The following is a 19,150-nucleotide window of genomic DNA, read 5'->3' as shown; positions in this document are numbered from 1 at the left end:
TGCCGACCTGTGCGGCGCATCCCTATGATCGTTATCCATGCTTCTTGTCGGACCTTTTTCCTTTTTTAAGTCAGAGTCGCTTGCGTGAACGCAGACGTATCACCATCCGGGCCACCCCTCGTCGAGCTTAAAGGGATCAGCAAGCGCTATGGCGACCTCCTTGCAAATGACGGCATCGATCTGACCATCGAGCCGGGGGAAATCCATGCTCTCCTCGGCGAAAATGGAGCAGGCAAGTCCACTCTGGTGAAGATTCTCTACGGTGTGATCGAGCCGAGCACTGGTGAAATCCGATGGGAGGGGAGGCCGGTCACCATCGGCTCTCCCGTCGAGGCGCGGGCCCTCGGTCTCGGGATGGTGTTCCAGCACTTCTCGCTCTTCGACGAGATGACGGTGGCCGAGAACATTGCGGTGGCGCTCTCGGACGAGTGGGACCTTGCCATGGTTCGCGGCCGCTTGAGCGAGATCAGCCGGACCTATGGCTTGGCTCTCGATGCGGACCGGGCGGTCTGGACACTGTCGGCCGGCGAGCGCCAGCGCATCGAGATCGTCCGCTGCCTTCTGCAAAATCCGCGCCTTCTGATCCTCGACGAGCCGACTTCCGTTCTCACGCCGCAAGAGGCCGAGCATCTGTTCAAGACGCTGGACAAGCTCTCGGCTGAAGGCTGCTCGATCCTTTACATCTCCCATAAGCTGGAAGAGGTGCGTCGCCTTTGCCGGCGCGCCACGATCTTGAGGACAGGGCGCGTGGTCGCGACCATCGATCCGCGCGCGATTTCTGCGCGGGAGATTGCGGCGCTGATGGTCGGTAACGAGGTCGGCGAGATCCGTTCCGATGCTCCTCACGCCCCCCAGGGAGAGGTTCTGCGGGTCAACCATCTCAACATGCCGCCTGCGGGCCTTCATGGCGTTGCCCTTAAAGACATCAACTTCGTGGCGCGCGCCGGTGAGATCGTCGGCATCGCAGGCGTTGCCGGCAACGGGCAGAGCGAACTGTTCGCGGCCTTATCCGGCGAGCGGTTGGCCGACCGGGCCGATGCCATCACCATTGCGGGCCGGGCTTGCGGCACAGTGGGGATCGATACCCGCCGCCGCCTCTCGGCGGCTTTCGTTCCCGAGGAGCGCCTGGGGCACGCGGCAGCTCCGACCCATCGGTTGAGTGAAAACACGCTGATTTCCCACGCCGCCACCGAAGTGAGCCGCTCCGGCTTCATCCTCCTCAATGCTGCCAAGCGGCTCGCGCGCACAATCATCAAGAGCTTCGATGTCCGCACGCCGGAAGGCGATCCGCAGGCACGCAAGCTCTCCGGCGGCAACCTGCAGAAATTCGTGATCGGGCGCGAGATCGTCCGCAAGCCGAAGTTGCTCATTGTCGATCAGCCGACCTGGGGTGTCGATGCGGGCGCCGCGCGTCTCATCCGCCAGGCGCTTGTTGATCTGGCCCGCGAGGGGAGTGCCGTCGTGGTGGTGAGTCAGGATCTCGACGAATTGTTCGAGGTCGCGGACCAGATGGCAGTGATCCATCAGGGATATTTGAGCCCGCTGAAACCCATCGGCGCATGGACCAAGGAGGCAGTCGGCCTTGAAATGCTAGGCGTGGCTCAAGCACAAGGGGGCGCTCATGCGGTTTGAGCTCACGCCCCGCACGACCGTCTCTCCCGTTGCGCGGGCGCTCGCACCGGTCGCCGCGTTCATTACGGCCTTCGTCATTGCAGGCTTCGTGATCTGGCTCATGGGCCGCTCGCCTATCGCTGCCTTCAACGTCTATTTTCTTCAGCCGTTGAGCGATCCGTGGTCGCTGCAGGAGCTGCTGGTCAAGGCAACGCCGCTGGCCCTCATCGCGATCGGCCTGTCCTATTGCTTTCGCGCCAGTCTCTGGAACATCGGCGCTGAAGGCCAATACGTGATTGGCGCCATCTTCGGCGGCTGGCTGGCGCTCAAGACACATGGGACTGATGCCGGAGCTTGGGTTTTACCTGCCATGCTCTTGCTCGGCGTCATCGGCGGCGCGCTATACGGCCTGATTCCTGCCTTTCTGAAGACCCGCTTCGGCGTCAACGAGATTCTCACCAGCCTCATGCTGGTCTATGTGGCGCAGCTCACCCTCGACTATCTCGTGCGCGGTCCCTGGCGTGATCCGAAGGGCTTCAACTTCCCGCAATCGGTCACCTTCGATCCGTCGGCGACTCTGCCGCCTGTAATGGAGGCAAGCCGCGTGAATTACGGAACGGTCTTTGCCGTCATCGCCGTTCTCGTGACGGCCGTAGTCCTGGGCAGAACCCTCTTCGGCTATCGTCTCAAGCTCACGGGCGATGCTCCTCGCGCGGCACGTTTTGCAGGCTTCAGCTCAAAGTCGACCACCATGGCCGTGTTCGCCATTTCGGGCGGCCTTGCTGGTCTCGCCGGCATCTCCGAAGTCTCCGGCCAGATCGGGCAGCTCCAGCCCTCGATTTCCCCGGGCTACGGCTTCACCGCCATTACGGTGGCGTTCCTCGGCAGGCTCAATCCTTTCGGCATCCTGGTTGCAGCGCTCGTGCTGGCGCTCACCTTCATCGGCGGTGAGAGCGCACAGATTCTCCTGAAACTGCCGCTCGATCTGACACAGGCGTTCCAGGGCATCCTGCTGCTTTGCGTCCTGGCGGCCGACGCCTTGGTGAGCTACCGCGTTCGTTTTGTGACGATAGGAGGGGGCAAGTGACCACATTCGAGGCCATTCTTCTCACGATCGTCACTGCTTCCACCCCACTCCTCATCGCCGCCCTGGGCGAACTGGTGACGGAACGCTCAGGCGTTCTGAATCTGGGCGTTGAGGGCATGATGATCATGGGCGCGGCATGCTCCTTCGCTGCGGCGGTAACCTTCGATTCGACGATCATCGGTGTATTGGCCGGGGTCGCTGCTGGCGTTGCGATGGCGGCTCTCTTTGCTTTGGCCGTACTCGGATTCGCAGCGAACCAAGTCGGTTCGGGGCTCGCTCTTACAATTTTCGGCGTAGGATTGTCCGGCCTGATCGGAGCTCCTTTTGTCGGGTCTAGGCGTGACCCCATCGCGCCAGTGGATATCCCGGGTTTAAGCGACCTGCCGCTCATCGGCCGCCTTTTTTTCGAGCAGGATCTCTTCGTCTACGGTTCCATCGCCTTGACGGTTCTGGTCGCTCTCTATTTTACCCGGACTCGCTCCGGTCTGACTCTTCGCTCCATCGGCGAAAACCACGGATCGGCTCATGCCCTCGGGCTCCCGGTGCTGCGCGTCCGTTTCCTCGCAATCCTGTTCGGCGGTGCCTGCGCAGGCCTGGCAGGGGCCTATCTATCCCTTGTCTACACACGGTTCTGGGCTCCCGGCATGACGGCGGGGCGTGGCTGGATCGCGCTCGCGCTGGTGGTTTTCGCGGCGTGGCGCCCGGCCTGGGTGTTGGTGGGGGCCTACATCTTCGGTGCCGCCACGGTGCTGCAGCTGCATGCTCAGGCGGCTCAATTCGGCGTCCCGGCGCAGGCTCTGTCGGCTATTCCTTATCTTGCGACGATCATTGCCCTCCTGCTCCTGTCGCTGCGCCATGGGCGTGCGATCGGTGCTCCGGGCTCTCTGGGTGTGCCGTTCGTGCCTGACCGATAAGCAAAGTGGTGTTATTCTAGCCACAGGAATAGTTGCCAGAAACATCCAGAACTGCCACGGATGTCTGAAACCTAACTCGAGGGAGCGAGCATGTTTTCAAAGAAGATCATCGGGGCCTTGGCGGGAGCAGCAGCCCTGGCCCTTTTCGCCGGTAGCGCAGGGGCCCAGGAGAAGCTGAAGGTCGGTTTCGTCTATGTCGGCCCGGTCGGCGACTTCGGCTACAGCTATCAGCACGATCAGGGCCGTAAAGAGATGGAAAAGGCTCTCGGCGACAAGGTCGAGACGACCTTCGTCGAGAATGTGCCGGAAGCCGATTCCGAGCGTGCCATCGAGCAGCTGGCCCGCACGGGCCACAAGCTGATCTTCACGACCTCGTTCGGCTTCATGGAGCCGACCGTCAAAGTTGCCAAGAAGTATCCGAACATCAAGTTCGAGCACGCCACCGGCTACAAGCGCGCTCCGAACCTGGCGACCTATGCGGCCAAGTTCCACGAAGGCCGCTACATCGTCGGCCAGATCGCCGGAAAGATGACGAAATCCGGGGTGATCGGCTATGTCGGCGCCTTCCCGATTCCGGAAGTGATCTCCGGCATCAACTCCTACTTCCTCGGCGCGCAGTCGGTGAACCCGAATGTGAAGCTCAAGGTGGTGTGGGTGAATTCCTGGTTTGACCCGGCCAAGGAAGGCGATGCCGCCAAGGCGCTCCTCGACCAAGGCGTGGACGTGATCACGCAGCATACGGACAGCCCGGCTCCTCTGCAGGCGGCCGAGGCGCGCGGCAAGCTCGGCTTCGGCCAGGCCTCCGATATGGAGCGCTTCGCCCCGAAGGCTCAGATGACGGCCATCGTCGACCACTGGGGTGACTACTACATCCAGCGCACCAAGGCTGTTCTGGACGGTACCTGGAAGTCTGAGGACACTTGGGGCGGGCTGGACGTCAACATGGTCCAGATGGCCCCCTACAAGAACATGCCCGACGACGTGAAGAAGATGGCCGAGGAGACCGAGGCCGCGATCAAGACCCACAAGCTCAACCCCTTCAAGTGCCCGGTCTATGGCCAGGACGGCAAGGAGATCGAGTGCAAGGGCAACGGTGCACTCTCCGATGAGCAGATCCTCGGCATGAACTTCTACGTGAAGGGCATCGAGGACAAGATCCCGCAATAAGCGGCGGACTCCATACAATCCTGAAAGGCAGTCGAGCGATCGGCTGCCTTTTTCGTTTGGAGCGCTATAATTCGCGCGCAAGACAAGGAGGGCTGCGAGTGGCCGAGCAAGGCGCGATCAAGCTGAGTGATACCGACGTCCTCATCGTTGTGGATGTTCAATACGATTTCCTCCCGGGCGGCGCTCTGGCCGTGCCGGAAGGGGATGCGGTCATCGAGCCTATCAACCGGCTGGCACAAGCCTTTCGACATGTCGTTCTGACGCAGGATTGGCATCCAAGCGGACATGCTTCTTTCGCGTCCAGCCATCCGGGCAGGCAGCCCTTCGAGCTGACCGAATTGCACTACGGCCAACAGGTGCTCTGGCCGGACCACTGTATCCAGGGCACGCCGGGTGCCGAGATTTCCCGCGATCTTCTGATCCCGCACGCGCAGCTCATTATCCGCAAAGGCTACAACGCAGGCATCGACAGCTATTCGGGGTTCAAGGAAGCCGACCGGAAGACCTCGACGGGCCTCGAAGGCTACCTCAAGGAGCGCGGTTTCGAGCGTGTCTTCTGCGCCGGTCTGGCGACGGATTTCTGTGTGGCGTGGACCGCTCTCGACGCAGCCGCGGCCGGGTTCGAGACATATCTGATCGAGGATGCCTCGCGTCCCATCGATACCCATGGCTCATGGGCGAGGGCCAAAAACGATTTGAGCGCTGCCGGCGTCCACACGATCAGCAGCGCTCAGATTCTTGAGACTTAGAGGCCGGCTTAGACAGCCGTTCCGTGTAGGTCGTACTCGTCTGAAGCCTCGATCTTCACATCGACGATCTCGCCCGGCTTCAGCGGCTTCTTCGAGGCCACGTAGACGACGCCGTCAATCTCCGGCGCGTCATACTTGGTGCGGCCCGTGGCGACCGTTGCGCCGACCTCGTCGATGATGACGGGCAGCGTCCTGCCGACGCGACCTTTGAGCAGCTTGGCGCTGACTTTCTGTTGAATCTGCATGAAGCGGTGCCAGCGCTCTTCCTTGACCTCCGGCGGAACGGCACCGGCGAGTTCATTGGCAGGTGCGCCTTGCACCGGCTCGTACTGGAAGCAGCCGGCCCGGTCGATCTTCGCCTCCTTCAGCCACTGCATCAGGACGTCCACGTCCTCTTCCGTCTCGCCGGGGAAACCGACGATGAAGGTGGAGCGGATGGCGAGATCCGGGCAGATCTCGCGCCATTTCTTGATGCGCTCCAGGGTCTTCTCCTGGTTGCCGGGGCGGCGCATGGCCTTGAGCACGCTCGGCGAAGCGTGCTGGAACGGGATGTCGAGATAGGGGAGGATCTTGCCCTCCGCCATGAGCGGGATGACCTCGTCCACGTGCGGGTAGGGATAAACGTAGTGCATACGCACCCACATGCCGAGATCCCCGAGTTCCTTGGCGAGCTCGTAGAAGCGGGTGCGGACCTCGCGGTCCTTCCAGAGGCTCGGCTGATACTTGATGTCGAGGCCATAGGCGCTGGTGTCCTGCGAGATCACCAGCACCTCCTTCACGCCGGCCTTGGCGAGCTTCTCGGCTTCGCGCAGCACATCGCCGATAGGGCGGCTGACGAGATCGCCGCGCAGCTTCGGGATGATGCAGAAGGTGCAGCGATTGTTGCAGCCTTCCGAGATCTTCAGATACGCGTAATGGCGCGGCGTCAGCTTCACGCCCTGCGGCGGCACAAGGTCGATGAACGGATCGTGCGCGGGCGGAACGGCCTGATGAACGGCGGAAACCACGGATTCATAGGCCTGGGGGCCGGTGATCGCGAGCACGTTCGGGAATTGCTCGCGGATCTGCTCGGGCTCGGCGCCCATGCAGCCGGTCACGATAACCTTGCCGTTTTCGGCCATGGCCTCGCCGATGGCCTCAAGGGACTCGGCCTTGGCACTGTCCAGGAAGCCGCAGGTATTGACGATGACCACGTCGGCGCCGTCATGCTCCTTGGTCAGCTGGTAACCTTGAGCGCGAAGCTGCGTGATGATGCGTTCAGAATCGACCAGGGCCTTCGGGCAGCCCAGGGACACGAACGAGATTTTGGGTGCGGGAGCATTCATCCGCGAATTTCCACTCTAGAGGCTATACGGACATCGGGAAAGCGCCCGCGTAATGCGGCTTCGGTGCGAAATCATGGCAAGGGAGCCTGGATCGGGAGCGCTTTGCGCCCGGTGACTTCGCAGCCCTGCGGGACTGCCTCATCAAGTCGATGTCACGCCTCGTGCAAGGCTCCCGGATTGAGGAGCGCGCGACTGAAGCGCGGGAATGCCTTACAACAGAGCACCGGTATTGACAACACCGGGCTGCCTTGGCAGCCCGGTTGAAGGACACGATTAAGTCTTTGAACGGCCTAGGTTGTCGAGCCGTCTCAATGTGCCATGAGAATGGGAAATTCCGATGTGCTCAGGGTATTGCGCGTCGCACCGCCGATGATCCATTCCCGTGCGCGGGAATGGCCATAGCCGCCCATAACGATCAGGTCGGCGGAGGTTCTGCGGGCCTGTTCGAGGATGACGTCACTGACATCGCGCCCCTGACTCTGAGCGATGGTCACCTCCACAGGCGCTCCGTAGCGGCTGATATGCTTGGCGATATCGGCAGTCGGCTGGCTGTTGCCGTCCGTTTTCTCCTGATCCGGATCGACCACCAGGATCGTGATCTTCGTCGCCTTTTCCAGGAAAGGGACTGCCTCGGCGACGGCGCGAGCCGCCTCCCTGGTATTGCGCCAGCACACGAGCACACGGCGAATGGTGTCAGCGGGACGGTGTTGGGGCGGCACGATCAAAATGCTCCGACCGCCCTCGAACAGCACGGCCTCGAAGAGAGAATCCCATTGCTCGGAACCGTCCGTGTCATAGGGACGGCTCATGATGAAGAGATCCGCCCAACGGGCCTCTTTGGCAGCCGCACTCGGGATTTCTCCGGGCATACCGTCGATCCGCCGGATTTCATTCGGGACGCTGAAGCGAGCCATGCGATCAGTCAATTTCTTCTGAAGCCGGTCCCCCGTACCCCTGGCCTCGTCGGTTAGGGAGACCAGGATTTCGGCAGCGGCCGCTCCTGCATCCATGGGCGCGATCAGAGGCATGTCAGGAAGAGGATTGGTGAACAGGCCGGTCACATGGGCCTGAGAAACCGAAGCAATGGCCTCTGCATGCTGCAGACGCTCCTCATCGCGCGAGGTGCCGTCGAGGTGAACGAGGATGTCTTTGATCATGATGTTCTCCAGCCGAATATTCGGAGTCAGCGGAAGTCCCACGCTTGATTCTTGGGCGAAGGGGCTCCCAGCCAAGATGCGAGTAGACAGTAAGCTCAGCCGTGATCGATGAAATTGATGCCGATCAAGATTTCCTACGGGATGTTTCCGGCTGAGCTTTCACAGCGGAAGCCCTGGGGCTAGGAATAGTGCCGAGCCTCAGGGGAGCCAGGCGCTACATCCGAGCGGCGAGATATCTGTCGATCCTCAGAAGGGAGGACTGCCGTGCAGATCGTGGTCTTTAGTACCAAACCATATGACCGGCGCTTCCTGGATGCTGCCGGCGCCGGATCCGGACACCGACTCACCTATTTTGAAGCCAAGCTGTCTGTTGAGACCTGCGACCTTGCCGCTGGCGCCGACGCCGTCTGCGCCTTCGTCAATGACGATGTGAACGCGGATGTGCTCGCCAGCCTTTCCGCAAAGGGCATCAAGCTGATCGCCCTGCGCTCGGCGGGGTTCAACAATGTCGATCTTGCTGCAGCCAAGGTCTTGGACATCACCGTTGCCCGTGTTCCGGCCTATTCGCCCCATGCGGTTGCGGAGCACACGCTGGCTCTCATCCTTGGGCTCAATCGCAAGACGCATCGTGCCTACAATCGCGTGCGGGAAGGCAATTTTGCTTTGGAAGGCCTACTCGGCTTCGATCTTGCCGGCAAGACAGCGGGTGTGGTGGGAACCGGCAAGATCGGGGAAATTGTGTGTAAGATCCTTGTGGGATTTGGCTGCAAGGTGATCGCCCACGATCTGCAGCCCAATCCTGCCTGCCTCGATATCGGTGTTACTTACGTGTCAACGGACGAGCTGTTCGCAACCTCCGACATCATCACCCTGCATTGCCCACTGACTCCCGCGACGCACCATCTCATCAATAAGGCCTCCCTGGCGCGCATGAAGCCGGGCGTGATGCTGATCAATACGAGCCGCGGCGCCGTGATCGATACCCGCGCCGTATTGAAGGGCCTGAAGGAAGGCATAATCGGCAATCTCGGTCTCGACGTCTACGAAGAAGAGGCCGACCTGTTCTTCGAAGATCTCTCGGACCGATTCATCAATGATGACGTCTTCGCGCGCCTGCTGACTTTCCCGAACGTGCTCATTACAGGTCACCAGGCCTTCTTCACGAAGGAGGCACTGGCCAATATCGCGGAAACGACGATCGCCAATGTCACTGCCTTCGAGAAGACCGGACGCGCGATGCACGAGGTCTCCGTCGAGAAGATCGCACGCTAGAGGCGGCCTATCCGGGGGTTCTTAAGATGTCTTGGCCACCGCACCGAGGAGAAGCGTGACATGTCCTTCACCCCAGGTCGGCAGAACAAGACGGGCATAAGAATTGGATGGAGAACGGTAATAGGTCGGAGCGCGCTGAGACACCGTCATGCGGCATTGTTCAGTAAGATCTTCTAACGGAGCGTTTTGCGCGATCTCATCAGAAAACTCGCCGACGATGGGAGCTCCGTATTCCTGAACGATCGTTGCGCCTGCCGCTTCGAAACGAAACCGGTCGGGATTCTCGAAGGCGGTCAGCAGCATGAGGTTTGAGGAAAGCGCCGGCAATTGAGAAAGATCGACATCATCGGAGAAAGGCATGGGGTTCTCGCCGCGGAGCAGATCTTTCCAATAAGCCAGTGCCTTGGAGAGGTCGGGTTCGAGATTGTCGGGCAGAGACGTGGAGAGAGCTGCTGATGTCATGTCTGGTCTCACCGTAATGCGCCTTGTGTGAACCATCTTATCTCACAAGGTCGAAAACTCTCAGTCTGATTTTGGGTTTCCTGTCTTAGTCGCTGGGGATCTGCTGTTCTCTACCCTATAAATGAAGCACGATCCTCGTGGCTCCAGAAGAGCCTTTCGAGGCATTGGCCGATGAGGGGAGGCGAAGGAATTGCCGGATATTGTAACCTTCACGATGAATCCGGCGCTCGATGTCTCAACGAGTGCGGAGGCCGTGGTCCCCACGGACAAGGTTCGCTGTACTGCTGTTCAGCACGATCCAGGCGGGGGCGGCATCAATGTGGCACGTGTCGTTCAGACCCTGGGTGGCCATGCTCTCGCGGTTTATCCAGCCGGCGGCCCGGCAGGGTTAATGCTGGAGCGGCTGTTGGCACGGGCAGGCGTTCCGTCCCGACATGTTCCGATCAGTGGTTTCACGCGGGAGAGCTTCACAATCGACGAGCGGAGAAGCGGGCTTCAATATCGCTTCGTGTTGCCCGGTCCGGAAATTTGTGCAGCTGAGAGGCAGGCTTGTCTCGAAGAACTGGCACGAGCCGCTGAAGGCGCTCGCATCATCGTTTTAAGCGGGAGCCTTCCTCCCGGCGTGTCTCCTGACTTCGTCCAGGATGTCGCCGATCTCTCGAAGAGACTGGGCTGCCGGTTCGTACTCGATACGTCGGGCGAAGCCCTGCGTCATATCAAATCTGGAGCCTACCTCCTCAAACCCAGCATTCGCGAACTTCGAGAGTGGACGGGGCAGGAGTTGCGCAGTGAGGCCGAGCAGGTCGAAGCTGCGCGGCAATTGATTGATCGCGGCATCAGCGAAGTGATGGTTGTTTCGCAAGGGGCCGAGGGCGCACTTCTGATTACGGCCAATGGTCACGAGAAACTCTCGCCTATCGAAGTGCCGATCAAAAGTGCCGTCGGCGCAGGGGACAGCATGGTCGCGGCCATATGCTTCGGTCTCGTTCAGGGCCTCGACCTGCGCCATGCCGTACGCCTCGGCATGGCTGCAGGAGCGGCAACCCTGATGACGCCGGGCACTGGGCTATGCCGCAGAGAAGACGTCGAGCGCCTCTATGCTGAGCGGATTGCTCAGGAGACCATCGAGCCCCTTAAGAGCATAGGAAGCAACTAGTTCTACACTCCCGACCTTTCCGTCACCACCAAAGCCTTGGAGAATGCTGTGTCTGTGATTGAAGGCTACCTGTCGCGAACACGGATTGCCTATTTCTCCATGGAGATCGCGCTCAGAAGCGAGATGCACACCTATTCCGGAGGCCTGGGCGTCCTCGCCGGCGATACGGTGCGCTCGGCCGCCGATCTCGAACTGCCGATGGTGTTCGTGACGCTGGCAAGTCGGCAGGGCTATCTTTGGCAGGAGATCGACGCCAAAGGGCAGCAGGTCGACCATGCGGATCCTTGGGAGCCGGACGATTGGGCGACCCCGCTTCAGGAAGTCATGGCGGTTACGATCGAGGAACGCAATGTCTGGGTCCGGCCCTGGCTCTACGAATGGGTTTCCCCTCGCGGCTATAAAGTCCCGGTCATCCTGCTCGATACGCATGTCGATGAGAACGATCTCCATGATCGCGGCATGACTCACAGGCTCTATGGTGGGGACGATGCATACCGTCTCAAACAGGAGATCCTGCTCGGTATCGGCGGAGAGCAGGTTCTGAGAGCGCTCGGGTTCAAGATCGAAACCTATCACCTCAACGAGGGGCATGCTGCGCTGCTGCCTCTCGCGCTGTTGCGCCGTGGCGATGACATCGAAGCGGTCAAGAGACGTTGCGTCTTCACCACTCATACTCCCGTCGAGGCGGGGCATGACCGCTTCAGTTATGAGCAGGCCGCTCACATTCTCGGGAAGTTTCTGGACGTCGATCAGATCAAGGCCCTGGCCGGTACTGATCAACTCAATATGACGCGGCTTGCCTTGAATCTCAGCTCCTACGTCAACGGCGTTTCTCTCCGCCATGCGGAGACGACACGGCAGATGTTCCCCGGCTATCGCATTCATGCGGTGACCAACGGCGTTCATGCCCGGCAATGGACGCACCCCGCATTCGCACGCCTGTTTCACGGCCTGACGCCGGACTGGGATGTGCAGCCGGAAACTCTGGCGAAAGCCGTCCACCTCAGCGATGAGGCCGTCTGGCGCGCTCACGAGGAGGCGAAGGGGGATCTGATTGCCATGGTGCGCGAGACAGCCCATCAAAATCTTGATTCGGCCCTTCCCATTATCGGCTTCGCGCGCCGGATGACCGGATACAAGCGCGCGGGCCTGCTGCTCAGCGACTGGTCCAGATTGATGGATATCCATGATCGCTTTCCGTTCCAGATCGTCATGGCCGGCAAGGCCCATCCGCGCGATGAGGGCGGAAAACAAGTGATCCATGAGATTACGGCGCAGGCGCATCATGCAAGGATCCCGATTGCCTTCGTTCCCAATTATCGGATGGATCTTGCCAAGATCATCGTGGCCGGCAGCGATATCTGGCTGAACACGCCTTTGCCGCCCCTCGAAGCCTCGGGAACGAGCGGCATGAAGGCTGCCTTCAATGGAGTTCTGAACTTCAGCACGCTCGATGGCTGGTGGCTTGAAGGATGTGAGGAGGGGATCACGGGCTGGGGAATAGGCCAGGAAGGGGCGCCTGATGATCATGCGCGTATTCTCTACGACAAACTGGAGAACACCATCCTGCCGCTCTTTTGCAGAAACAGATCCGGTTGGATCGGCATGATGAAACAGGCCATCGCGAAGATCGGGCCGGTTTTCAATACGCAGCGCATGATGCGGACCTATGCCGGCGAGGCCTATTTGATGCATGTCAAGGACGCGGCCGGACACTCCCTGTCGGCTGGGGAATGATCAAGGTCGGGAGGCATCGTTGACCCGCATTGCTATCCTTCAGGGGCATCCAACCCTGGGAGGCCGACATTTCTGCCATGCTCTGGCGGAAGCCTATGCTCAGGGCGCGGCAAAGGGCGGCCATGACGTTCGCCTCATCTCTGTGGCGGAGCTAGATTTTCCGCTTCTTCGCTCCAAAAGCGATTGGGAGAATGATTCCCCGCCGCCTGTCATCGAACAGGCGCAGCAATTGCTGGCCTGGGCCGAGCATTTCGTCATCATCTATCCGCTCTGGCTGGGTGGCATGCCGGCGTTTCTCAAAGGATTTCTCGAGCAGTCTCTCCGACCTGCCTTCATGACGGGCGGCGCAGGGGCGGGAGCCAGTTGGAAGACGGTTCTGAAGGGCAAGTCGAGCCGCATCATCATCACTATGGGTATGCCCGGACTTGCGTTCAGGTGGTATTTCGGCGCGCACAGCCTTAAAAGCCTCAAGCGCAGCATCCTGTCGCTCGTGGGTATCGGCCCCAACCGCCATACTCTCATCGGCATGATCGAGGGAATGAGCGATGCCAAACGGAAAGCCTGGCTCAATTCCGTCGCGGAACTCGGACGGAAGGCGCGGTAGGCTAATCTCTTTCTAGCGGCGCTCCTGAAGAAGCTCGATCTGCAGTTCCTGAATCTCCGCAAGCCTTTCCCATTGCCGCGAGATCAGGTGGTCGATTTTCTCGTGAAGATGCCGGATTTCCAGCTCTGCCTTGAGATTGACTTGGTAGTCGTTGAGAGAACGCAGCCGGTCCTTCGCCTCCTGCCGCTTCTGGCTCATCATGATGATCGGAGCCTGGACGGCGGCTAGGCATGACAGGACAAGATTGAGAAGGATGTAAGGGTAGGGGTCAAAGGCATCCCGTCCGATGAGAGCGTTGATGCCAATCCAACCCGCCAGGACCAGGCCGAAGAAGATAAGGAAGGTCCAGCTGCCGCCGAAGGCTGCCAGCCCGTCGGACAGCTTCTCTCCTATCGTGCGGCGTTTGTCATAACTGGCCTCGACATTCGTCGAAACCATAGCCCCTTCGGCAAGAGATCGGGTGACCTCCTGATCGAGCTTGGTCAATTCGCCTCGTTCCTGCCGCAGCAACTCCTCCACGTGGAGCATTCGGTAGCGGTCCACGGCCTCGCGGCTGATGCGAGCGTCCATTGTCAGTGATGGATGCTCACTCAGAATCCGATCCACGAGGGCAGGGTGGAGGTGATCCAAGACTACGAGCTCCCGCTGCGGGTAGGATTTGCCTGTAATCGGACAGATGGCATTGGTTGACGACAGGACCCGGGATGTCATGAATTATCCTCCACAGAATTGGCAATCCGCTTGGGATGGATCAAACTTAACCGCACAAAGACTGCCTACATAGCCGTATCCGCTCCCTTGCGAGCTTGTCATCTCTGAAGAGGTGTTCCTTGTCCCTTCGCATACATTTCCATGGCGCTGCCCATGCCGTCACAGGCTCCTGCTATCTCCTGGAAACGGACGAGGCCCGGGTTCTCGTCGATTGCGGAATGTTCCAGGGGGCCAAGTCGGAGAAAGAGCTGAATTACCGGCAGTTTCCGTTCAGAGCGCCGCAGCTCGACGCCATGTGCCTCACCCATGCCCATATCGACCATAGCGGTCTCATTCCGAAACTCGTGAATGCCGGATTCAAGGGGTCGATCTATGCCACGCCCGCGACGGTGGACCTGGCCTCAATCATGCTGCCGGACTCCGGGCATATCCAGGAGCTCGAGGTCGATCAGCTCAATCGGCGCAACAGCCGACGGGGCCGACCGACAGTCACCCCGATCTACACGGCCGAAGATGCGGTTGCCTCCCTCGATCAGTTTCGGCCCGTGCCCTATGGACAATGGCAGGAGGTCGCTCCCGGCTTCAAGGCGCGTTACTGGAATGCAGGGCATCTCCTGGGCTCGGCGTCGATCGAAATGGAAATCGCTTCCGGCAGGAATGGCAAGCCTGTTCGCCTGCTTTTCTCGGGCGATGTGGGACCGGACTACAAGCTTCTGCAGCCCGATCCGGTCGGTCCGAACGATCTCGATTATGTCATCATGGAAAGCACCTATGGCGATACGGATCGTGCCGGCATCACCATAGAGCGCCGCCGCCGCATGCTGCGAGACGAGGTGCGTGCAGCCATGCGGCCGAGTGGTGTGCTTCTCATCCCATCCTTCGCTGTTGAGCGAACGCAGGAACTGCTCGTCGATCTGCTGGAACTGATGGAAGCGGGTGAACTGCCCGAAATCCCTGTTTTCATCGACTCGCCGCTGGCCACCAGGGCGAGCGCCATCTTCAAGAAACACGCCCGTGAATTGCGGAGTGGCAAGGATCTGGTCGAGGCGCTCGAGAGCCGCTGGGTCCGATTTACGGAGAGTGTAGAGCAGAGCAAGGCCATCGACCGCATTCACAGTTTTCACATCGTGATGGCCGCGAGCGGCATGTGTGAGGCGGGCCGGATCCGGCACCACTTGAAGGCATGGCTCTGGCGCGAGGAGGCGACGGTGCTGTTCGTCGGCTATCAGGCACAGGGCTCGCTCGGACGCATCCTGCAGGATGGAGCGTCGCAGGTGCGGATCCAGGGAGAGGACGTGAGGGTTCGAGCCCGAATGAGGAGCCTCGATCTCTATTCCGGACATGCGGATGGGCCCGAGCTGAAAACCTGGCTCACCGAGCGGCTGCCTGTCCGGCGCGGTGTCTTCCTGGTCCACGGCGAGGAAGGGCCTCTTCACGCCTTGCAATCCTCGCTGAGCGGAACTGTTCCGGGTGACCGGGTGCTCATTCCCGAGCTCGACGACATTTATGAATTGTCGGGCGAGAGGGCCGTCCAGGTGGACGACCACGAGCGTCGCCTGGAGCCTGCGGTCGTGGGGCGGCAGGACTGGAGCAATGATTATTCTAAGCTGCTGATCGACATCAACGAGGCTCTCGACAAGGCTGCCGACAAGCGGGCGAAGGCCGTCATTATCAGACGCCTGCGCCGTGCCCTGAAGGAAGAGGCTGGGGCTTGATGAAGATCAAGGTGAGGAGGGGGCGACCCTCTAGGGTTGAGCATGGCTGCGTGATAGGATGATCAGGCGCGGTCCTGGAGGAAATCATGCTTTACCACCTCACCCTGCACCTCGCCCGGTCCAAGAGCTATCCCGAAGGCAGCTCGAAATTCGGCTATGAGATCACGGCCCCGCTCGATGCTTCAGGAATGCTGGATGCGGCCGAATGGAAAGAAAAGCGAGCCCTCTGCCGTGTCAGACGTTTCTGGGGCGGCGAGACCGATCGGCATGGCTACCTGATCCATCGCCCCGGCGGCTCCGGCGGAGCGACCTGGGCCATTGACTACGATCCCAAGCGCGCCATCGACGACGAAGCGGGATACCGTCTCAACAAGCATCGATTTGCGGTGGGCGAGTATGTCTCCATCCAGGATGAAGATGAGGAACTCCACACGTTCCAGGTGGTCGAAGCCCGGCCGATGAGAACCTCTGAGAAGGTCTGAGGAGCTGAGATGATGGGGCGCCCGTACCTTGTGCTGCTTGCTCTTACCATGAGCCTTCAGCCTGTCCTGGCTCAGGAAGGGCGCGTTCAGCGCGGGCGTAGCTTCGTTCAGACGAATTGCGCCATGTGCCATGCCGTCGGACGCATCGGCGAAAGCCCCTTGAGCGAAGCGCCACCTTTCCGGACTCTTCAGAAGCGTTACCCTCTAGAGGATCTTGCAGAGGCACTGGCTGAGGGCATCATCACCGGTCATCCGTCCATGCCGGAATTTCAGCTCGATGCGGCACAGGTCAATGACGTGATCGCCTACCTGCAATCGATCCAGCAATAGAAATCGAGAGCCCTTTAGTTTCTGCCTTGTGTGATCCGGCGGCCGTGAGGCCGCCGTTTCCATATTAGCAGGACAGAAACAGGGGCACCTTGCTGCTCTTGAGCATCGATTGGGTGACGCCGCCCAGCATTATCTGGCGCAGACGAGAATGAACGAAAGCGCCCATCACGATGAGATCTGCCCGGAAGTAGCCTGCCTGCGTCCGCAGGGTCTCGCCTACGTCGCCGTCGATAGCGCCGATATCCTTGACGGTGCAGTTGATGCCGTGACGGGCCAAGTAGGGTGCGAGCTCAGCTCCTTTGACAGACTTCGACAGGTCCTTCTCGCCCAGTATGCTGAGAATCTCAATCTGCTGTGCTGCTCTCAGGAAGGGCAGGGCGTCGTTGACGGCGCGGGCCGCCTTCGCGCTGCCATCCCAGGCGATGAGCACATGATTTGCGCTGAACCGGGTTATGTCCGGTGGAACGACGATCATCGGAGCGCCACCATTGAACAAGGCTTCCTCGAGAAGACCGCGGTTCAAACTCAGCGTATCCGTTTCGGCATCGAAAACCGTCAGATCATGGAGGCGAGCCCTTTTCGCGAACAATGACGTGAGCACAGGGTAATGCTCCTGAACCACCTCGGCCGTGCAGGCGACACCTTGAGATAGAGCCTCCTGCCGAGCTTGGTCGGCCAATCTCTGGGCGAGGTCCCTGAGACGGGTATTTTCCTCTGCGATCAGCTGATCTGCGATTTGGCTCACGAAGGCGTGGGTCACCGGCACCTTCGGCGACAAAGCCAAAATGGAGGCGTGGGCTTGGGCCTGTCGGGCGAGAGAAAGTCCATAATCGACAGCGGCCGACTGGGACCGCTCGTCGCGAGAAAGGCCTATCAACACGCTCTTGATATTCTGCAGCATAACTTCCTCCTCTTGAGAAGAATATGCCTCCAGAGTCGATCCCCGACATTGATTGCAATCAAGGACTTGAGAGCCTAGGGCACCAGAACGGCGGCGCCCTGAAGGCGTCCCTGACGTAGATCCGCCAGGGCCTCGTTGGCTGCTTCGAGGGGATAGACGACAGTTTCGGTTTTGATGCCGGCCTTGGGTGCGATCGCCAGAAAGTCATGAGCGTCCTGGCGGGTGAGATTGGCGACGGAGAGGATCTGCCGCTCTCCCCACAGCAGCCGATAGGGGAACTGCGGAATGTCACTCATGTGAATGCCTCCGCAGACAACCCGGCCGCCTTTGCGGACAGCCTTCAGGGCAAGCGGCACCAGATACCCGATCGGGGCGAAGATGATCGCGGCATCAAGGAGCTCCGGGGCAGACTCGTCCGAGCCGCCAGCCCAAACCGCACCAAGAGAGCGGGCGAAATCCTGAGCAGCCAGATCGCCTGGACGCGTGAAAGCGAAGACTTTGCGCCCCTGCCACACACAGACCTGAGCGATGATATGAGCGGCTGCCCCGAAGCCATAGATTCCAATCTTCTGACCATCTCCCGCCGCACCAAGGGAGCGCCACCCGATGAGGCCTGCACAGAGGAGAGGGGCAAGGGCTACGGGATCGGCATCGTCCGGCAGCTTAAACGCATAGGCGGCATCAGCCACGGTATGGGTGGCAAATCCTCCATCCCGCGTGTAGCCCGTGAACAAAGGGTCGTCGCACAGGTTCTCATGGTTCGACAGGCAATAAGGGCAGCGCCCACAGGTATGGCCGAGCCAGGGAAACCCCACACGCTCTCCGATCCGGAGGCCCGTCACGCCACTTCCAAAAGCTTCGATGCGCCCCACGATTTCATGGCCTGGAATGAGGGGCAGCTTCGGACCGGGCAGGTCGCCGTCAACCACGTGCAGGTCGGTCCGGCAGACAGCACAGGCCTCGACCCCGATGCGGATCTCGCCAGGGCCAGGCATGGGAAGAGGGCGCTCCTCCAGTGCGAGGGGCGTGCGCTGTTCTCGAAGGACCATGGCCCTCATGACAGGGCCTTACAGCTGAAGTTCCTGAGCTACCTTCTTCTCCAAAGCCGTGAGCTCCATGGCTATGGGGGTGCGTCGCTCGTCATGTCGGCGCTTCAACTCCCGGATCAGCTCGCTTTTGTGCGACTCGGAATAGATGCCGTTCTCGGCAGCCTGGAGATCCTTCTCGAAAGTGCAGGCGAGATCGGCAATTTCAGCCAGGAGGGATTGCATGTGAGACAGAAGATCCGGCGAATAAACCCGGCCTGTCCGTGACGCGCTTTGCATAGCTTGGGAATCGACGTGGGTTGTCATGGCTTCCTCCACTCCTGAAGTGGCTCCCACCCGCGTGGCCCTCTGCAATTTTAAGAGCAGAGTAGTGTGGTAATGGTTGGGCACCTCGGCAGAACGAGGCCAGACTGGGCCGAAAAAGGCTTTCAAGCATTGATGCCGATCAAGAAACGGCTTGGGCTTAAGCGCTACAGAGACCCTTCAGATGACGGGAGGGAATGATGCTCGGGTGGGTCGTGCGGATCATCATGATCGTTGCAGGCGTCGTGACGGGCCTGTTCGTGGCCAAGGATGCGCCGCTGTACGGGGTCGTGCAGACGATGGTGATGCTTCTGCTCCTAGCCCTGATCGTCGCTGCACTGGCTTTTTGGCCCGAACGTTGGTCGCTCAAACGGCGGCGGGCGCGCTGACGGCCTGAAGATAATCAGGGCGCAGCAAGACA

General features: G+C 60.3%; 20 protein-coding genes. 13 read left to right on the top strand and 7 right to left on the bottom strand.

Annotated features, from left to right (window positions below; all coding sequences use genetic code 11):
* Window positions 1–84: 84 nt before the first annotated feature.
* The 5 genes from ACUXUR_RS16920 (at window position 85) to pncA (ending at window position 5,528) form a co-directional block, all read left to right on the top strand.
* The gene (locus tag ACUXUR_RS16920) at window positions 85–1,632 is read left to right on the top strand and encodes an ABC transporter ATP-binding protein (RefSeq protein ID WP_445503521.1); all 1,548 of its coding nucleotides are present in this window, start codon (window positions 85–87) and stop codon (window positions 1,630–1,632) included.
* On the top strand, window positions 1,622–2,698 hold the full coding sequence (locus ACUXUR_RS16915; protein WP_445503520.1) for an ABC transporter permease: 1,077 nt from the start codon (window positions 1,622–1,624) through the stop codon (window positions 2,696–2,698). The genes ACUXUR_RS16920 and ACUXUR_RS16915 overlap by 11 nt, the downstream gene beginning before the upstream one ends.
* Entirely contained in the window at window positions 2,695–3,612 is a 918-nt protein-coding gene (locus tag ACUXUR_RS16910; RefSeq protein WP_445503519.1) for an ABC transporter permease, read from the top strand. The genes ACUXUR_RS16915 and ACUXUR_RS16910 overlap by 4 nt, the downstream gene beginning before the upstream one ends.
* A 90-nt stretch (window positions 3,613–3,702) precedes the next feature.
* Window positions 3,703–4,779, top strand: coding sequence for a BMP family ABC transporter substrate-binding protein (locus tag ACUXUR_RS16905; RefSeq protein ID WP_445503518.1), 1,077 nt, complete (start codon window positions 3,703–3,705; stop codon window positions 4,777–4,779).
* 98 nt (window positions 4,780–4,877) lie between these two features.
* Window positions 4,878–5,528 carry a bifunctional nicotinamidase/pyrazinamidase gene (gene pncA / locus ACUXUR_RS16900; protein ID WP_445503517.1) on the top strand — a complete coding sequence of 217 codons (651 nt, stop codon included), beginning with the start codon at window positions 4,878–4,880 and terminating at the stop codon, window positions 5,526–5,528.
* A gap of 8 nt (window positions 5,529–5,536) precedes the next feature.
* On the opposite strand, the gene rimO is transcribed toward pncA, so the two are convergent.
* Complete coding sequence (gene rimO / locus ACUXUR_RS16895) at window positions 5,537–6,853, bottom strand: 30S ribosomal protein S12 methylthiotransferase RimO (RefSeq protein ID WP_445503516.1); 1,317 nt, start codon at window positions 6,851–6,853, stop codon at window positions 5,537–5,539.
* A 308-nt stretch (window positions 6,854–7,161) separates the two neighbouring features.
* Window positions 7,162–8,010, bottom strand: a complete 849-nt coding sequence (locus ACUXUR_RS16890; RefSeq protein WP_445503515.1) for a universal stress protein — start codon at window positions 8,008–8,010, stop codon at window positions 7,162–7,164.
* A gap of 264 nt (window positions 8,011–8,274) precedes the next feature.
* On the opposite strand from ACUXUR_RS16890, the gene ACUXUR_RS16885 reads away from it, so the two are divergent.
* Window positions 8,275–9,282, top strand: a complete 1,008-nt coding sequence (locus tag ACUXUR_RS16885) for a 2-hydroxyacid dehydrogenase (protein ID WP_445503514.1) — start codon at window positions 8,275–8,277, stop codon at window positions 9,280–9,282.
* 21 nt (window positions 9,283–9,303) lie between these two features.
* Here the strand turns inward: ACUXUR_RS16885 and ACUXUR_RS16880 are convergent, their stop codons facing one another.
* Complete coding sequence (locus tag ACUXUR_RS16880; RefSeq protein WP_445503513.1) at window positions 9,304–9,744, bottom strand: PAS domain-containing protein; 441 nt, start codon at window positions 9,742–9,744, stop codon at window positions 9,304–9,306.
* 190 nt (window positions 9,745–9,934) lie between these two features.
* Between ACUXUR_RS16880 and ACUXUR_RS16875 the strand changes: the two genes are divergently transcribed.
* Genes ACUXUR_RS16875 through ACUXUR_RS16865 form a run of 3 tightly spaced genes read left to right on the top strand, consistent with a single transcriptional unit; the run spans window position 9,935 to window position 13,241 of the window.
* A complete protein-coding gene (locus ACUXUR_RS16875; protein WP_445503512.1) occupies window positions 9,935–10,900 on the top strand; it encodes a 1-phosphofructokinase family hexose kinase in 966 nt (321 codons plus the stop codon).
* Between the two features lie 48 nt (window positions 10,901–10,948).
* Window positions 10,949–12,637 carry an alpha-glucan family phosphorylase gene (glgP, locus tag ACUXUR_RS16870; RefSeq protein WP_445503511.1) on the top strand — a complete coding sequence of 563 codons (1,689 nt, stop codon included), beginning with the start codon at window positions 10,949–10,951 and terminating at the stop codon, window positions 12,635–12,637.
* Window positions 12,638–12,656: 19 nt separating this feature from the next.
* Complete coding sequence (locus ACUXUR_RS16865; protein WP_445503510.1) at window positions 12,657–13,241, top strand: NAD(P)H-dependent oxidoreductase; 585 nt, start codon at window positions 12,657–12,659, stop codon at window positions 13,239–13,241.
* A 12-nt stretch (window positions 13,242–13,253) separates the two neighbouring features.
* On the opposite strand, the gene ACUXUR_RS16860 is transcribed toward ACUXUR_RS16865, so the two are convergent.
* On the bottom strand, window positions 13,254–13,952 hold the full coding sequence (locus ACUXUR_RS16860) for a DUF1003 domain-containing protein (RefSeq protein WP_445503509.1): 699 nt from the start codon (window positions 13,950–13,952) through the stop codon (window positions 13,254–13,256).
* Window positions 13,953–14,071: 119 nt separating this feature from the next.
* On the opposite strand from ACUXUR_RS16860, the gene ACUXUR_RS16855 reads away from it, so the two are divergent.
* The 3 genes from ACUXUR_RS16855 to ACUXUR_RS16845 all read left to right on the top strand — a co-directional run bounded on the left by ACUXUR_RS16855 (window position 14,072) and on the right by ACUXUR_RS16845 (window position 16,479).
* Window positions 14,072–15,667, top strand: a complete 1,596-nt coding sequence (locus ACUXUR_RS16855; RefSeq protein ID WP_445503508.1) for an MBL fold metallo-hydrolase — start codon at window positions 14,072–14,074, stop codon at window positions 15,665–15,667.
* Between the two features lie 86 nt (window positions 15,668–15,753).
* A complete protein-coding gene (locus ACUXUR_RS16850) occupies window positions 15,754–16,149 on the top strand; it encodes a hypothetical protein (protein WP_445503507.1) in 396 nt (131 codons plus the stop codon).
* Between the two features lie 48 nt (window positions 16,150–16,197).
* Complete coding sequence (locus ACUXUR_RS16845) at window positions 16,198–16,479, top strand: c-type cytochrome (protein ID WP_445503581.1); 282 nt, start codon at window positions 16,198–16,200, stop codon at window positions 16,477–16,479.
* A 64-nt stretch (window positions 16,480–16,543) separates the two neighbouring features.
* Here ACUXUR_RS16845 and ACUXUR_RS16840 read toward each other — a convergent pair whose 3' ends face one another.
* The 3 genes from ACUXUR_RS16840 to ACUXUR_RS16830 form a co-directional block, all read right to left on the bottom strand.
* A complete protein-coding gene (locus ACUXUR_RS16840) occupies window positions 16,544–17,380 on the bottom strand; it encodes a universal stress protein (RefSeq protein WP_445503506.1) in 837 nt (278 codons plus the stop codon).
* A 74-nt stretch (window positions 17,381–17,454) separates the two neighbouring features.
* Window positions 17,455–18,438, bottom strand: coding sequence for a zinc-dependent alcohol dehydrogenase family protein (locus ACUXUR_RS16835; protein WP_445503505.1), 984 nt, complete (start codon window positions 18,436–18,438; stop codon window positions 17,455–17,457).
* A 9-nt stretch (window positions 18,439–18,447) separates the two neighbouring features.
* Window positions 18,448–18,732: a hypothetical protein gene (locus tag ACUXUR_RS16830; RefSeq protein WP_445503504.1), complete on the bottom strand. Its 285-nt coding sequence runs from the start codon at window positions 18,730–18,732 to the stop codon at window positions 18,448–18,450.
* Window positions 18,733–18,929: 197 nt separating this feature from the next.
* Between ACUXUR_RS16830 and ACUXUR_RS16825 the strand changes: the two genes are divergently transcribed.
* Window positions 18,930–19,118 (top strand): hypothetical protein, encoded by a 189-nt coding sequence (locus ACUXUR_RS16825; protein WP_445503503.1) that lies wholly within the window; start codon window positions 18,930–18,932, stop codon window positions 19,116–19,118.
* The last annotated feature ends 32 nt before the right edge of the window (window positions 19,119–19,150 follow it).

The organism is Microvirga medicaginis (assembly GCF_052658925.1).
The sequence above is the reverse complement of the archived record's forward strand: the minus strand, read 5'-3'. Positions and strand labels throughout refer to the sequence as shown.

Excerpts from the sequence above, each read along its gene's own strand:
- ACUXUR_RS16825 (WP_445503503.1), top strand. The coding sequence starts at position 18,930 with ATGCTCGGGTGGGTCGTGCGGATCATCATGATCGTTGCAGGCGTCGTG.
- rimO (WP_445503516.1), bottom strand. The coding sequence starts at position 6,853 with ATGAATGCTCCCGCACCCAAAATCTCGTTCGTGTCCCTGGGCTGCCCG.
- ACUXUR_RS16845 (WP_445503581.1), top strand. The coding sequence starts at position 16,198 with ATGAGCCTTCAGCCTGTCCTGGCTCAGGAAGGGCGCGTTCAGCGCGGG.
- ACUXUR_RS16840 (WP_445503506.1), bottom strand. The coding sequence starts at position 17,380 with ATGCTGCAGAATATCAAGAGCGTGTTGATAGGCCTTTCTCGCGACGAG.
- ACUXUR_RS16905 (WP_445503518.1), top strand. The coding sequence starts at position 3,703 with ATGTTTTCAAAGAAGATCATCGGGGCCTTGGCGGGAGCAGCAGCCCTG.
- ACUXUR_RS16890 (WP_445503515.1), bottom strand. The coding sequence starts at position 8,010 with ATGATCAAAGACATCCTCGTTCACCTCGACGGCACCTCGCGCGATGAG.
- ACUXUR_RS16860 (WP_445503509.1), bottom strand. The coding sequence starts at position 13,952 with ATGACATCCCGGGTCCTGTCGTCAACCAATGCCATCTGTCCGATTACA.
- ACUXUR_RS16835 (WP_445503505.1), bottom strand. The coding sequence starts at position 18,438 with ATGAGGGCCATGGTCCTTCGAGAACAGCGCACGCCCCTCGCACTGGAG.
- ACUXUR_RS16850 (WP_445503507.1), top strand. The coding sequence starts at position 15,754 with ATGCTTTACCACCTCACCCTGCACCTCGCCCGGTCCAAGAGCTATCCC.
- ACUXUR_RS16880 (WP_445503513.1), bottom strand. The coding sequence starts at position 9,744 with ATGACATCAGCAGCTCTCTCCACGTCTCTGCCCGACAATCTCGAACCC.
- ACUXUR_RS16915 (WP_445503520.1), top strand. The coding sequence starts at position 1,622 with ATGCGGTTTGAGCTCACGCCCCGCACGACCGTCTCTCCCGTTGCGCGG.
- ACUXUR_RS16830 (WP_445503504.1), bottom strand. The coding sequence starts at position 18,732 with ATGACAACCCACGTCGATTCCCAAGCTATGCAAAGCGCGTCACGGACA.